Origin of the sequence: Proteus columbae, assembly GCF_009914335.1 — a bacterium.
GTDB lineage: Bacteria > Pseudomonadota > Gammaproteobacteria > Enterobacterales > Enterobacteriaceae > Proteus.
In genome coordinates this window covers 4,076,076-4,090,546 of record NZ_CP043925.1, presented here as the reverse complement: position 1 = coordinate 4,090,546, position 14,471 = coordinate 4,076,076, and the positions used below count along the sequence as shown (strand labels likewise).

Here is a 14,471-nt window from a genome sequence, read left to right as displayed (position 1 = left end):
GAGATAAATTATGTCACTGCAATCCCAAGACATTATTCGTCGCTCTGCCACCAATTCCCTTACTCCCGCACCTCATGTGCGGGATTACAAGGAAGAAGTGGCAAAACTTATCGACGTAACAACGTGTATCGGCTGTAAAGCCTGTCAGGTTGCTTGTTCTGAATGGAACGATATTCGCGATAAAATTGGCACTAACGTCGGTGTTTATGATAACCCAACGGACTTAACGGCAAAATCATGGACAGTCATGCGCTTCTCTGAAGTTGAAGAGAATGGCAAGCTGGAGTGGTTAATTCGTAAAGATGGTTGTATGCACTGTGCTGATCCTGGCTGTTTAAAAGCATGCCCAGCAGAAGGTGCAATCATTCAATACGCTAACGGTATTGTTGATTTCCAATCAGAACACTGTATTGGTTGTGGTTATTGTATCGCAGGTTGTCCTTTTGATGTGCCTCGCATTAATGAAGAAGATAACCGTGCTTACAAATGTACGTTATGTGTTGACCGTGTAGAAGTCGGTCAAGAGCCTGCATGTGTGAAAACTTGCCCAACAGGCGCGATTCATTTTGGTTCGAAAGAAGCCATGATCAATCTTGCAGGTGAGCGAGTTGCAGAACTGCAAACTCGTGGTTACGACAACGCGGGTCTTTACGATCCACAAGGCGTGGGTGGTACGCACGTCATGTATGTTCTCCATCATGCTGACAAACCAAATCTGTATCATGGTTTACCAGAAAACCCAGAAATTAGCTCAACCGTTAAATTCTGGAAAGGTATCTGGAAACCATTAGCCGCTGTTGGTTTTGCCGCAACCTTCGCGGGCGCTATTTTCCATTATTTAGGTGTCGGTCCAAACCGTACAACTGAAGAAGATGAAGAAGAAGCGCTCAAAGAGATGGAAGCATCTTCTAAAACACAGACCTCTGTGAATAAGGAGGAGCAGAAATGATGAAGAAGAAAGGTGATAAAATTCTTCGCCATACCGCATCAGAGCGTATAAACCACTGGGTCGTTGTGATTGTCTTTCTGTTCACAGCAATCAGCGGATTGGGTTTCTTCTTCCCATCTCTGAACTGGTTCATGAATATTTTAGGTACACCAGAACTGTCGCGTCTGTTACACCCATTTGTGGGTAGTGCAATGGCCATTCTCTTTCTCTTTATGTTCTTCAGATACTTGAAGTATAACTTTATTGATAAAGATGACTTAGTCTGGGCTAAAAATATTCATAAAGTACTGCAAAATGAAGAAGCTGGCGATATTGGTCACTACAACCTTGGTCAGAAAGGTATTTACTGGATGTTAAGTATCAGCCTTATCTTACTGACTGTCAGTGGCATTATCATTTGGCGCCCTTATTTCGCAGAATATTTCTCGATCCCAGTGATTCGAATCGCCTTATTAGTTCACTCATTATCAGCAATCTTACTGATAATCACCGTATTTGTTCACGCTTATGCGGCGTTCTGGGTGAAAGGTTCAATTCGTAGCATGATTGAAGGCTGGGTAACTCGTGGTTGGGCTAAAAAGCATCACCCTCGTTGGTATCGTGAAATTCTCGAAGAAGAGAAAAAAGAAGCCGAAAAGCAGTCACAGAAATAATGCCCTAAAGTGTATTTCTGAACAAACGGAGGCTTGTTAGCCTCCGTTTTTTATTCAATTTACGCCCGTTTTTAAGACGTAAAAAACAATAAAATCACGCTATTATTACCCACTGTCATGGCTTCGTGTTTGCATTTGATTTATTCTGAAGCCAAATCCTGTGGGTATTCACTATAAAATTTATGATAATAGGAAGATAGAACGTTATGAGTATTCGCATCGTTCCTAAAGAGCAATTAGGTAAAGAGCAATCAGAAAAAGGAATTAGTTTTATTCCACCCGTATTATTCCCTAATCTGAAAAACCTTTATCAACGTCGTGCTGAACGTTTTCAAACACTAGCAAAAGATAATCCTTTCGCAGATTACCTTGAATTTGCGGCAGAAATTGTCAAGGCTCAAGAAAAAGCACTTCATGACAATCCATTAGTCGTCGATCTTGCCCCACTCCTTACACAGCAAGTCGGTGTAGCGCCTTTAGATAGAAAAACATTCAAACGCAGTAAACATTGGCATGCTTTATTAGCCTCAATTATTGCTGAATTACGTCCAGTTGTGCCTGAAAGTGCCACTATCACTTTAGAAAATCTCTCTAAAGCTTCTGAAACTGAATTAGAAGAAATGGCAACTGCGTTACTCAATGATGAATATTCAAAAGTCTCAGCAGATAAGTCTGTCTTTATTTGGGCAGCCTTGTCTCTTTACTGGGCACAATTAGCGGCGAATATTCCTGGTAAGGCTAAAACAGAATACGGTGAAAATCGTCAATTCTGCCCAGTTTGTAACAGTATGCCTGTGGCAAGCATGGTACAAATCGGCACAACACAAGGTTTACGCTATTTACACTGTAATTTATGTGAAACGCAGTGGCATGTTGTACGCATTAAATGCACCAACTGCGAATTAACAGGTAAATTAAATTACTGGTCTTTAGACAGCGAAAATGCGCCTGTAAAAGCAGAAAGCTGTGGTGATTGTGGAAGCTATCTGAAAATTTTATATCAAGAAAAAGATGCCAATGTGGATGCTATCGCTGACGATTTAGCGTCTATTGTTCTTGATGCAAAAATGGAAGAAGAAGGCTTTGCTCGTAGTAGCATTAATCCATTCCTGTTCCCAAATGAATAATAATTAGGTATTAGCATGACAAATGATATGCGCTCACTTTACAGCCAACTACCGTCTATTGATAAGTTACTGCACCAAGCCGAGATTCAAGCCCTAGTGGCTTCTTATGGTCAGACATTTATTGCAGAGCATTTACGAAAGTTACAAGAAGAAGCGCGTATCATTATTCGTCAAGAAAATGAGTTACCACAATGGCATAACTATTGGGTGGATGAATTAAAAAATCGCATTACATTACAACGAAAATCCTCGATTAAACCTGTTTTCAATTTAACAGGTACCGTTTTACACACTAATCTAGGGCGTGCATTAATGGCAGAATCCGCCATTGAAGCAGTTAGCCAAGTTATGCGCTCACCAGCAACCTTAGAGTATTCTCTTGATGGCGCATCAAGAGGGCACCGCGATCGCGCTATCGCTGATTTGTTATGTGAGTTAACAGGGGCAGAAGATGCCTGCATCGTTAATAACAACGCTGCTGCCGTTTTACTGATGCTCGCCACTGTTGCACCCAATAAAGAAGTTGTTGTTTCTCGTGGTGAATTAGTTGAGATTGGCGGCGCTTTTCGTATCCCTGATGTAATGACACAAGCAGGCTGTACACTCAAAGAAGTGGGAACAACAAACCGTACTCACCTTAAAGATTATCGTAACGCCATTAATGAGAATACTGGTTTGCTAATGAAAGTTCATACTAGCAACTATTGTATTCAAGGCTTTACCGCCGAAGTGCATGGCGATGAACTTGCCGCACTTGGTAAAGAAATGAGCTTACCGACTGCTATCGATTTAGGCAGTGGCTCAATGACTAATTTAGCCGCATTAGGCTTACCTTCAGAGCCAATGCCTCAAGATTATCTACAACAAGGTATCGACCTTGTTACCTTCTCGGGTGATAAATTATTAGGTGGCCCACAAGCGGGGATAATCTTAGGTAAAAAAGTATGGATTGAGGCTATTCAACGCCATCCTTTAAAGCGTGCATTACGCGTTGATAAAATGACATTAGCTGCTTTAGACGCCACATTACGCCTTTATCAGCAACCTGAAAAAATGGCTGTTGAAATTCCGACATTACGTTTGTTAACTCGGACACAAACAGAAATTAATGACATGGCGCAACGGTTATTGCCTCATTTTCAGGCATATTATGGGGATAATTACCATATCACGATATCCTCATGTGCTTCTCAAATAGGCAGTGGTTCGTTACCTATTGAAAGCTTACCGAGTGCAGCACTTACCTTTGAAGCCAAAGATGGAAAAGGTAGCCAGTTAGATGCGTTAGCCGCGCATTGGCGCAATTTAGAAAAGCCGATTATTGGTCGAATTACTGATGGTCGCCTGTGGCTTGATCTGCGCTGTCTTGAGGATGAAAATGCATTAATACAGGCACTTTAACTATGATTTTTGCGACGGCAGGTCACGTAGACCACGGAAAAACCACACTTATACAGGCAATTACTGGAGTAGATACTACCCATTTACCTGAAGAGAAAAAACGAGGCATGACCATTGATTTAGGTTATGCCTATTGGCGTCAAGACGATGGAACTTCAATTGGTTTTGTGGATGTTCCCGGTCATGAGAAATTCCTTTCAAATATGCTTGCTGGCGTTGGAGGGATCTCTCATGCGCTATTAATTGTGGCTTGTGACGATGGCGTTATGGCACAAACCATCGAACATATTTCTATTTTACGTCTTGCTGGCTGTCCTCAAGTTACCGTTATTCTCACCAAAGCAGATCGTGTTACCCCAGAACGAATAGAAGACGTTCGCTCACAAACAACCGAGATGTTAGCTAATTTAGGTTGGTGCGATCCTCAAATTTTTGCCACCTCAGCCCCATCAGGGAAGGGAATTTCAGAGCTTCGCCACTATCTTGTTGATCTGCATCAGCAAGAACAACAACACCCTCAATGGCATAAGCGTTTTCGTTTAGCCATAGACCGTGTTTTTAGCATTAAAGGAGCGGGATTAGTTGTCACAGGAACTGCGCTTGCGGGACAAATTTCTGTTGGCGATACCTTTTGGCTGACTGGTGCAGATAAACCAGTAAGAATAAGAGCCTTACATGCACAAAACCAGCCCGTAGAACGTGCGGGTGCAGGTCATCGTATTGCAATTAACATCGCAGGTGATGTCAGTAAAGAAAACGTTTCTCGTGGTGACTGGTTGCTTTCTCAAGCGCCTAATTATCAATCTCATAAAATATTAGTCAGTTTAATTGCGGATGAACCTTTAAAGCATTGGCAGCCTGTACATATTCACCACGGTACACGTCATATTACGGGTCGTGTTGCTCTTTTAAATGATGCTAATGAAACACCACAGTTAGCGGAGCTTATTCTAGATGAACCCCTTTGGCTGGTGGATAACGACAGACTTATCTTGCGTGATATCAGTGCTCAACGCACCTTAGCCGCAGCGAAAGTCTTATCTTTACACTCGCCACGTAGAGGCAAACGACAAGCTGAATTCTTAACTTGGTTACACCAACTTGATAATGCAAACAGCATCAGTGCCAATTTAGCGTTATATTTACCAAAAGGTGAACTCTCTCTAAGTCAGTTTTCTTGGGCTCAACAATTAACTGAAAGTGCGCTGACTCAGTTATTAGAAACCTTTGACCTAGTGAGCGTTGCTGGCGTTATTCTTTCTAAAGAGAATGCTGATAACGCAAAACAGAAATTACTCGATACACTTGAGGAATATCATCAACAACATAATGATCAAATGGGTGTGGGTCGTTCTCGTTTAAAACGGATGGCATTACCTACTTATCATGATGAATTGGTCTATTACTTAATTGATCAGTTACGTAAAGAAGGTGCTATTAACCAAAGTCGTGGTTGGCTTCATCTTCCAACCCATGGTCTTGCTTTCTCTCCAGAACAAGATGCGCTATGGCAAAATGCTAAAATCTATTTTGAGCAATCCGAACCTTGGTGGGTACGTGATCTAGCCAATGAAATGAAAAATGATGAGAAAGTGATCCGCTCATTATTACGTAAAGCAGCACAATTAGGTTTAATTATTCCAATTATTGCTGACCGCTACTATACACACCAATCAATAGAAAAATTTGCCTCTATCATTGTGAAATATAATGAAAGTAATGGCAGTGTCACCGCAGCGGACTTCCGTGATGAGTTATCTGTTGGGCGTAAATTAGCGGTACAAATCTTAGAGTATTTTGACCGCACTGGATTTACTCGCCGCAAAAAAGATCTTCATATTTTACGAGACAAAGGATTATTCTAAATCCAAATATTAACTTAGGCTAAGTAAAATTATTTAGCCTATTTAAGGTTATCGCCTACAATATTTGTAAAATATCCCCTTGATTATTTATCGCTATACTCGGAAGAGATATGAAAAAAATATTAGGATGTGCTTATCTTGCACTTATTCTTATTGCCTCACTCTTTATTGTTTTTGAGAAAGCAACGTTTGTTTATACTGCACTTCTTTCAGTAGGTGCTTATTTTATTCTTTTTTCTCTTTGTTTTCTTTTATCAGCTCGTGTCTTATTTTCGGCTATTACCACCGGTACACTTTTCCTGATAACTAAGTTTATTAATCAACTCAAAGTTCATTATTACAAAGAAACATTAATGTTCTCTGATTTTGATTTGGCTTTTGATAGCTCTAATTTAGGGACATTGGGCCATTATTGGGAAGCCGGCGTTGCATTGATTGCGATGCTAATATGGCTGATTATCAATATGTCTATTGCGTGGCATTTTTCCAAAAAATCACGCCCAGTCTTGCGTGTAAGTAGCTTACTCTTAATGGTTATTGGCTTTGCTACTATCCATTTCACCGTAGAAAAATGGCAAGCTGAATGGGAAGGCACACTTCCAGGAGGACGAGGTACTGTCACTAATTTAATCATGTCTGGTTACCAAACGGCTTATCACCCTCCTTATTTCAAGGAAAATGCAGATTATTTCCTTGAACAAGCGAACAAAACCGTATTGCCAGAAACGCAAACTGACATAAAACCCGATATTATTGTTTTATTACAAGAGTCGACGGTTAATCCTCATATTTATCAATTTGATACAGATGTTGCACTGCCTGATTTATTTATGTTTCAAAAAGATGAAAATGTCAGTGCACAAAGCCCTTTACGTGTACAAACCTTTGGTGGTGGTACTTGGCTTTCTGAATTTTCAGTATTAACAGGGTTAAATACGGATGACTTTGGTGCGCGTAAAAACTCCGTATTCTATTTTGTTGTCGATAATCTTAATGAGAGTTTATTCCGCCAACTCAAAGCAGAAGGTTATTACACGGTTTTACTCACTCCGTTTAATCGTAGTGCTTACCATGCAGGTTACGCTTATGAAAAAATGGGAATTGATGAAATCATTCAACCTCAAGAGCTTGGCTACCCTGGAATATTAGAAGAAAATCTCTGGAAAATATCGACGGTAGATATGCTAGGTTACGTTGAAGAGGTATTGAAAAAACGTACTGACAAGCCACTGTTTATATTCTCATTAACCATGTATGAACATGGTCCTTATGATGAATCACACAGAGATATGTACAAAATTACAGGTCATACAGAAAGCAGTAATGCACCGGGTAAATTTAGCCACTATATGGAAAAGATCATCACCAGTGATCCAGCCATTAAAGATTTCTCTAATTTTGTTGCACAAAGAGAAAAACCGACGATGTTCCTCTATTTTGGTGATCACCAACCCAATATTGAGCTAAAAAATTATCAGTCACCTTTTAATAACCCTGCGTATATTACTCAGTTCACCTTAAGAGATAATCTATCGCAAGGTGCGCCAATAACAACGGGTGAGTTAACTGATATTAGCTTCTTAGGTGGCATGATCTTAGAGCGCGCTCGTTTACCATTATCCCCTTTCTACAAAGCAAACATTCAAATGCGCCATTTATGTGAAGGTAAATTAAATGACTGTGAAGACGAGAAATTAGTTAACAGTTATAAAAATTATATCTACGACAAACTGAAAGTCGCTGGTGATACTGATAAATAATTTTAGTAACCTTGTATAAAAGGTGATCGGGATTATAAATCTAAAAAGATAAGTAATATCAAAAAGAAAAAAGAAAGAGGCTAGATGTTTAGCCTCTTTTTATATTTTAAGAGAATAGCGTCTCGATTATTTGCGTGTTGCCACAATCACACTTGATGCTTTCACTAGCGCTAAAACATCACTGCCTTTTGCCAGTTTCATCTCTTGTAAGCTTTCATTGGTGATAACCGCAGTCAGTTCTAAACCTTTCGCCGTTTCTAAATGAACAGTTGAGTTCACCGCACCCTGTACGATTTGAGTCACTTTTCCTGCAAATTGGTTACGTGCAGAGAAATTTAAACCGCAATCAGGCAGTGCTAATACAACCCACGGCGCTTTAATAATCGCAATAGCTTCACCGTCTTTTTTAATCTTTAAGCTTTCACAGCTTTCTTTAGTGATGATTGTAGCCAGTTTCTCACCGTGTGCTAAAGATAAAATCACTTCACTATTAACTGCACCGTCAATAATATCAACAACTTTACCGACTAACTGATTACGTGCTGAAACTTTCATTTATCCACCTCTATTAGTTTTTTAAACGCTGATTATGTTCAACAATAAAACTTACTTTATCATAGAGGGCTATAAGTTGACGTATTTGCAAATCATGTTTTCTATTTTTTTCTAAATAAAAATCTCTAATTTCAATAACATTAAAATCAGAAAATGATTTATCTAAATAACCCACAACATCTTTAGACAAATATTTAACATGATTATAAAAAACATTTTTAATAATTCTAGAAAAAGAACCTATAGTATTAGGATTATCAGCTAAATTTATATCTAAATATCTATTGTATAAATCATAATAATAATATTCATTAGAAATAAGTGTTCTTTCTTTTAAATTAAATAATATTGCATCCCAATTAAAAAATGTTGTCTTTAGTATATTATTAGTACTATTGTTAGCATTATCCACCTTATTATTAGAAAATGCCCACGTATCTTCAATATGCCAAAAATCTATATCTAACCTATTGGTTTGTATACGAAAACCACCAAATTTATTCTTAGTTAATCTTTCACCATTTAAATCTTCTAAAAGAAGGTTAAATTCGTTCCTATCACCGCTAAATACAAGATCGATATCTGAGGGGGTATTTTTTAATTCTATATCACGCACAACGCCACCAAAAGCGTAAACATTTGATGAATCAAATGAAATTACTTTATTCATAATTAAAGAAAGTGCTTTATTGTTTAACGATTCCTCATAAAAAAAACGAAAAACCTTATCACTTAAGTACTCTCTATTGGTTGTGAACTGGCGTGATATACTCATATTATTATCTTATCAAATTGATGATAGTTAATGGTTTAGTATATAACTAAAGCCGTTTTTTTTTCAAATTGCTCATCGTAAAGTGGTTTAAGTTCATTATGCAATGAAATCAAATAACTATCGGTCATTCCAGAAATTGCATCTGCAAGCAATTGAAACTCTTTATATAATATAGGAAGATTATTATCTTTATTTTCAAATACACGACGATAATTTTCAGATAATCGCTTATAAGCATAATCACCAAAAAATGTTTTAGAATATTGAGGATTTTCCTTGTTACCATTACCATAAATACCAACCCACAACATATCCATTAAGTTATTTATATAATGGTATCCTTCTAATTCAAGCTTAAGCACTTCTTTATTTTTATATCCAAAAATAAAATCAAATTCTCTTAACGCTTCACTTAATAAATTAACCTTACTTAATGATACGATATCCTTATGTTTTAAATGAAACTTACCATTTAGAATATCATTATGATATTTTACAAACGTAGAAGAAACTTCATTAATCATACACCTCATTGCTTCTACTCTAAACATTTGCATACTAATATCATTTACTTCATAAGGTGTTAATTTATCATCATAATCAGAGTATTCTTTATGTTTTTCCTTACAGGTAAATACCAGACTATGAATTAAGCTAACTTCATCCCTACGTTTAAATTCAGGGTGATAATCTCTCTCAAATTTTTCAAGAATATAGAACAAATCATTAATAGATGCTAATCCTTTTTTTATTGTATCTTCAGCGTCTAAAATGGTGTAGGCAATATCATCACAAGCTTCCATTATATAAGTCAAAGGATGACGAATATTTTCACTCAATCCTGTTTCTTTCCAAACTTCCTTAACAATATCAGCTTCAGAATAAAAGAAACCATGTTTGGACCAAACATTTTTTTCTTTATTACAATATGATGGTCGAGGATATTTTATTAATGCAGCCAAAGTAGCATAAGTAAGGTTTAACCCAAATCTATCATTAATTATTTGTAATTGTGTAACTAACTGAAATGTTTGTGAATTACCATCAAAATGAGTAAAATCACCAATAAAATATTTGGATTTATCTAACTCTTCTCTCTTTTTCACATTTGAATAGGTACTTTTATTTATATTTTCTGCTATTTCTTTATATTTTTTTCAAACCATAATGACATCGCTTTTTCACCTTTATGACCAAAAGGTGGATTACCTAAGTCATGAGCTAGCCCAATAGCAGCGAGTAAAGCAGGTAAATTCCGCTTTAAATTATCCCCCTCTTCTTTTTTATAATCATTAAAAATATCTATTTCATTATTATAAGCAAGTTTAGTTCCGATACTTCTGGCTAAATTAGAAACTTCATATGAGTGTGTTAAACGAGTTCTAACACTATCATTTTTTTCTAATGGAAATACTTGTGTTTTATCTGCTAGCCGTCTTGTTGGTGCACAAAAAAGAATTCGATCATAGTCCCTTTCTAATTCATAGCGTGTTTCATAATTGTTTTTTATTTTATTTTTATGTTTATCTTTTCTTCGATTCTCATTAAGTAACTTTACCCATTCCATATTTATTTAACCTCAATCACGTTGAATAAATTTAAGTTAAATTATAAAAAAATAAACACAATATAGATTGTGTTTATTTCATATAATTAAATAAAACTTGTGAGATAACTCGAAAATATTATTAACACAATAGAATAATAACAATTATTCACTATTATTATTTTGAGCAAATGCCGCTAATAAGTGTAAAGCCGAAGAGTAATAATCTGTATCTTTACTTAAATCAACATCTTCAATAGGTGTTTTCATCGTTAAATCTCTCACTGCCATCATACCGGGAGTAAGGTTGTATTCAGCGCGCTCTTGAGCATCAATACTTACCCAAGCAGGCGTCTTATAACGATCAAATTGCTGCCAATACTGCACAAAAGGTTGTAACGCTAATTCATCATGTGCCCAAGCTAAATAAAGCGGAATACGTATTGCATCAAAGCTAAATCGTGCAGGCCATTTTTCACTAGGCTCTATCTTTCCATCTGGAAACAAACTTACCCAGTCTGTTGGTAATTGATATTCACCAAACCGCATATTTCTAAGTAAAGACTGGCTATCATTAATTAACTCTTTCCAACGAACATCTTTGCTCGTGCGGTAAAAATCTTTCCATGCAGGGAAAATAAAATAGGATGGGTTAATAATAATTTCTTCTGGGGTTTTGAAGCCATTAATACCGGGTAAAAGTACAGTATAATTTTTTATCTTAACTAAAGTATGTTCCAAAATAGCGTGTTGAATAGAATCAGAAGCTGAAAGATAACTTTCATCATTCCATTTCTCACCCGCTTTTAATAATGCCCACGCAATTAAGATATCACCATCTGTTGCATTATTAGGATCAGGGGTATGTTCACTATTTTCGGGTTCATAACGCCATTTAAATAAGCCTAAATCGCCACGATAAAGAGAAGCCGCTGTCCAGTGCCATAACTTATTAAATGTTTCATGATCATCACTCATCACAGCCATTAACATGCCATAGCCTTGACCTTCAGAGTGTGAAATATTTTTGTTAGCGCTGTCTATAACTCGCCCATCATCCTGAATATAGCGCTCTTTAAACTGTTGCCATCCTACTTGAGTATCTGCTGCCTGTATTGAGGGAGAAACCATAAGCAACAAACCTAAAAAAAAGGTAGAAAATAGATAATGACAACGAGATAAGTGCCAAAAAGACATTGCCTTTCTCTCCTGCTATTGCCGACCGCCATCTTATCTCGGTCGGCATATTGCATATTATTTCAATATAAACTCAAAAGATAGCAACTATCTTTTGTGCTTCACTTACTTCATCTTCTTCTATGACTTCTGTTTTGGGTAACAATGTTTTTTCACAAAAGTCCCGCATCCAAGAAGAAAATTCTTCTTTTAACGCAGAATTATGGAGGCCATATTCAACAAAGGCTTTCATATATCCTAGCTTATTACCACAGTCATGTGATTTACCTACTAAGGTATATGCTTCAGCGACTTCTTTTTTCAATAATAAATCAATCGCATCTGTTAATTGAATTTCACCACCAACACCAGCAGGTAGACCATCTAATAATTCCCAGATAGCTTCAGAGAAAACATAACGTCCAACAACAGAAAGGTTAGAAGGTGCATCTTCAGGATTTGGTTTTTCCACGATACGACGAATAGGCGCCCAATTACCTTGAGGACAGAAAACACCTTCACAATCTACAACACCATATTGTTGCACTTGGCTCATTGGCACAGGTTCAACCATAATTTGGCTACGTTCTGTTTTTTCAAAACGTTTTATCATTGCTGATAAATTATCATGTTGAGGATCGCAATAATGTGAATTTAATAAAACATCAGGCAGTAAAACAATAAATGGATTATTGCCAATAACTGGGCGTGCACAACAAATTGCATGACCTAAACCTAAAGCATGGCCTTGGCGAATTTGAACAATCTTTACATTGTTAGGACAAATTGAACGTACTTCTTCTAATAATTTATTTTTAATCCGCTGTTCCAGCATATTTTCTAATTCAAAACTGGTATCAAAGTGATCCGCAATTGAATTTTTAGAAGAGTGAGTAACTAAAATAATTTCCTCAACGCCTGCCTGAGCACACTCTTCAACAATATATTGAATTAAAGGGCGATCAACAATAGGCAGCATTTCTTTAGGAATTGATTTCGTTGCAGGTAACATACGAGTACCTAATCCAGCAACAGGGATAACCGCTTTCATCATAATAAAATCCTCTAATAGATATTTATCTAAAACTAATATTTAGTATTATTTTAAATTTACTCTTATATTTCATCAGGAATGCTAGATATATTTAAAAAACAGTTACCCCCCTCTTCGTTAAAAAGAGATAACGTTATTTTTAATATATCTTTACTAAAAAACTTTCTATTTAAAACCTTTTATTTAAAATCCGGAATAAAACCCATATTTATTACCACCCATTTCTTTTATAGAATAAAGTGTTTCATCTGCAGATTTTAATAATTCAGATAATGTTTTTCCATCTTTAGGATATTCAGCAATACCTAAACTAATTGAAGGAATTAACATAAAATCCGAATTAATATTGATGGGCTTTTCCATTGATTTCCAAAGTGATTCTATTATTTCTAGCAAAATCACAGAACAAGAACGTAATCCTTTAGGGAAAAGCACAGCAAACTCATCGCCACCAAGTCGCCCACAATAGACTTCATTATTTTCTAATTTTGACAACCGTTTAGATATTTCACACAATACCTTATCGCCTGCATGATGCCCGAATTGATCATTAATAGATTTGAATTTATCGCAATCTATAATACCAAGGCAAAATGAAGAAGGCTGTAAAACATTTAATCGTTCATTTTCAATTTTTTCGACAATACTTAGTCGATTAGATATTCCAGTTAATGAATCAATATAGCTTTTATTAAATAACTCATTTCTTAGCTCTACCTTATCAGTAATATCCAAGCTAATAAATACATAATGAGAAATTAAATTACTTTCATCAAACACAGGAATAATACTAATATCTTCCCATATATCTTGCTGGGTATCGTTATTTCTTTTGGCTTCTAATCGATATACTCCTTTATTATCATTATTACCATTTACACAACAATTGATTTGATTCTCGTCAATTAAGTTAAATAAGCTATATTTTTTACCTTTTATATTTTCAAAGTGAACATTATTGAATTCACAATATTTTTCATTTGCATAAATAATAATGCCATTAATATCTGTTACTAACATCATGAAAACATTATTAGTAAATTGCTTTATTAATAAGCATTTAGAATTATCATCATTAAATATCATTTCATTCATTTTTGACCTCCTATGCTCATCAATAAAGCATATATATTATTATTCGGCTGATGAGTTATGCGCATAGCGGAAAATAAAGACATCTTTTGCATCAGTAGGTTGGCGATGCACTTGCATTTTGGCATTACCACCTTGATTCGTTAACCAACCTTCATATAATCCTTCTAAAACACCCGCACTTGCAACACGCCACTGAGCATCATCTTGGCTTTGCGTAAAATGAGGCCATGCACAATGAACCAGTAAAAGTTCGCTCATTGCAGGAGATATAGTGACAAACCCCCATTTAAATAGTGTTAATACGCGATTAATATGTGATTCAAGTAATTGAATATTTTCGCTTTCAGGTAAAGGATAACGTAAGGCAATATCTTTACCTATATTCCTTAATTTATTTCCAGCAGTAGAAATATCATTGTCATTTAAAATTTGAAAAAATAATAATTGAGTTAGATCTTGCCAGCCACTTTCAAAAGGTAATTGTAAGATATCACTGTCATGCTTATTCATTATTT

General features: G+C 36.1%; 14 protein-coding genes. 6 read left to right on the top strand and 8 right to left on the bottom strand.

Going from position 1 to position 14,471, the window contains the following annotated elements:
- Positions 1 to 10: 10 nt before the first annotated feature.
- From fdxH to F1325_RS18970, 6 genes are all read left to right on the top strand, one after another.
- The gene (gene fdxH, locus F1325_RS18995; RefSeq protein WP_109373344.1) at positions 11 to 949 is read left to right on the top strand and encodes a formate dehydrogenase subunit beta; all 939 of its coding nucleotides are present in this window, start codon (positions 11 to 13) and stop codon (positions 947 to 949) included.
- Positions 946 to 1,602: a formate dehydrogenase cytochrome b556 subunit gene (fdoI, locus tag F1325_RS18990; RefSeq protein WP_109373343.1), complete on the top strand. Its 657-nt coding sequence runs from the start codon at positions 946 to 948 to the stop codon at positions 1,600 to 1,602. The genes fdxH and fdoI overlap by 4 nt, the downstream gene beginning before the upstream one ends.
- Before the next feature lie 206 nt (positions 1,603 to 1,808).
- Positions 1,809 to 2,729 carry a formate dehydrogenase accessory protein FdhE gene (gene fdhE, locus F1325_RS18985; protein WP_109373342.1) on the top strand — a complete coding sequence of 307 codons (921 nt, stop codon included), beginning with the start codon at positions 1,809 to 1,811 and terminating at the stop codon, positions 2,727 to 2,729.
- A gap of 15 nt (positions 2,730 to 2,744) precedes the next feature.
- Complete coding sequence (selA, locus tag F1325_RS18980; protein WP_160230844.1) at positions 2,745 to 4,130, top strand: L-seryl-tRNA(Sec) selenium transferase; 1,386 nt, start codon at positions 2,745 to 2,747, stop codon at positions 4,128 to 4,130.
- 2 nt (positions 4,131 to 4,132) lie between these two features.
- A complete protein-coding gene (gene selB / locus F1325_RS18975; RefSeq protein ID WP_160230843.1) occupies positions 4,133 to 5,995 on the top strand; it encodes a selenocysteine-specific translation elongation factor in 1,863 nt (620 codons plus the stop codon).
- A 110-nt stretch (positions 5,996 to 6,105) separates the two neighbouring features.
- Positions 6,106 to 7,755 (top strand): LTA synthase family protein, encoded by a 1,650-nt coding sequence (locus F1325_RS18970; protein WP_160230842.1) that lies wholly within the window; start codon positions 6,106 to 6,108, stop codon positions 7,753 to 7,755.
- A gap of 126 nt (positions 7,756 to 7,881) precedes the next feature.
- Here the strand turns inward: F1325_RS18970 and F1325_RS18965 are convergent, their stop codons facing one another.
- The 8 genes from F1325_RS18965 to bcsD all read right to left on the bottom strand — a co-directional run bounded on the left by F1325_RS18965 (position 7,882) and on the right by bcsD (position 14,466).
- On the bottom strand, positions 7,882 to 8,310 hold the full coding sequence (locus tag F1325_RS18965; RefSeq protein WP_160230841.1) for a TOBE domain-containing protein: 429 nt from the start codon (positions 8,308 to 8,310) through the stop codon (positions 7,882 to 7,884).
- A 13-nt stretch (positions 8,311 to 8,323) separates the two neighbouring features.
- Positions 8,324 to 9,085 (bottom strand): hypothetical protein, encoded by a 762-nt coding sequence (locus tag F1325_RS18960; RefSeq protein ID WP_160230840.1) that lies wholly within the window; start codon positions 9,083 to 9,085, stop codon positions 8,324 to 8,326.
- A 35-nt stretch (positions 9,086 to 9,120) separates the two neighbouring features.
- The gene (locus F1325_RS18955; protein ID WP_160230839.1) at positions 9,121 to 10,191 is read right to left on the bottom strand and encodes a hypothetical protein; all 1,071 of its coding nucleotides are present in this window, start codon (positions 10,189 to 10,191) and stop codon (positions 9,121 to 9,123) included.
- 32 nt (positions 10,192 to 10,223) lie between these two features.
- Positions 10,224 to 10,652, bottom strand: a complete 429-nt coding sequence (locus F1325_RS19460) for an HD domain-containing protein (protein ID WP_160230838.1) — start codon at positions 10,650 to 10,652, stop codon at positions 10,224 to 10,226.
- Between the two features lie 144 nt (positions 10,653 to 10,796).
- Positions 10,797 to 11,828 carry a glycosyl hydrolase family 8 gene (locus F1325_RS18945; RefSeq protein ID WP_160230837.1) on the bottom strand — a complete coding sequence of 344 codons (1,032 nt, stop codon included), beginning with the start codon at positions 11,826 to 11,828 and terminating at the stop codon, positions 10,797 to 10,799.
- A gap of 73 nt (positions 11,829 to 11,901) precedes the next feature.
- Positions 11,902 to 12,861, bottom strand: coding sequence for a UTP--glucose-1-phosphate uridylyltransferase GalU (galU, locus tag F1325_RS18940; protein ID WP_234980142.1), 960 nt, complete (start codon positions 12,859 to 12,861; stop codon positions 11,902 to 11,904).
- Between the two features lie 183 nt (positions 12,862 to 13,044).
- Entirely contained in the window at positions 13,045 to 13,956 is a 912-nt protein-coding gene (locus F1325_RS18935) for a sensor domain-containing diguanylate cyclase (RefSeq protein ID WP_160230836.1), read from the bottom strand.
- 39 nt (positions 13,957 to 13,995) lie between these two features.
- Positions 13,996 to 14,466: a cellulose biosynthesis protein BcsD gene (gene bcsD, locus F1325_RS18930; RefSeq protein WP_109373335.1), complete on the bottom strand. Its 471-nt coding sequence runs from the start codon at positions 14,464 to 14,466 to the stop codon at positions 13,996 to 13,998.
- Positions 14,467 to 14,471 lie beyond the last annotated feature (5 nt).

Excerpts from the sequence above, each read along its gene's own strand:
- fdxH (WP_109373344.1), top strand. The coding sequence starts at position 11 with ATGTCACTGCAATCCCAAGACATTATTCGTCGCTCTGCCACCAATTCC.
- fdoI (WP_109373343.1), top strand. The coding sequence starts at position 946 with ATGATGAAGAAGAAAGGTGATAAAATTCTTCGCCATACCGCATCAGAG.
- fdhE (WP_109373342.1), top strand. The coding sequence starts at position 1,809 with ATGAGTATTCGCATCGTTCCTAAAGAGCAATTAGGTAAAGAGCAATCA.
- selA (WP_160230844.1), top strand. The coding sequence starts at position 2,745 with ATGACAAATGATATGCGCTCACTTTACAGCCAACTACCGTCTATTGAT.
- selB (WP_160230843.1), top strand. The coding sequence starts at position 4,133 with ATGATTTTTGCGACGGCAGGTCACGTAGACCACGGAAAAACCACACTT.
- F1325_RS18970 (WP_160230842.1), top strand. The coding sequence starts at position 6,106 with ATGAAAAAAATATTAGGATGTGCTTATCTTGCACTTATTCTTATTGCC.
- F1325_RS18965 (WP_160230841.1), bottom strand. The coding sequence starts at position 8,310 with ATGAAAGTTTCAGCACGTAATCAGTTAGTCGGTAAAGTTGTTGATATT.
- F1325_RS18960 (WP_160230840.1), bottom strand. The coding sequence starts at position 9,085 with ATGAGTATATCACGCCAGTTCACAACCAATAGAGAGTACTTAAGTGAT.
- F1325_RS19460 (WP_160230838.1), bottom strand. The coding sequence starts at position 10,652 with ATGGAATGGGTAAAGTTACTTAATGAGAATCGAAGAAAAGATAAACAT.
- F1325_RS18945 (WP_160230837.1), bottom strand. The coding sequence starts at position 11,828 with ATGTCTTTTTGGCACTTATCTCGTTGTCATTATCTATTTTCTACCTTT.
- galU (WP_234980142.1), bottom strand. The coding sequence starts at position 12,861 with ATGATGAAAGCGGTTATCCCTGTTGCTGGATTAGGTACTCGTATGTTA.
- F1325_RS18935 (WP_160230836.1), bottom strand. The coding sequence starts at position 13,956 with ATGAATGAAATGATATTTAATGATGATAATTCTAAATGCTTATTAATA.
- bcsD (WP_109373335.1), bottom strand. The coding sequence starts at position 14,466 with ATGAATAAGCATGACAGTGATATCTTACAATTACCTTTTGAAAGTGGC.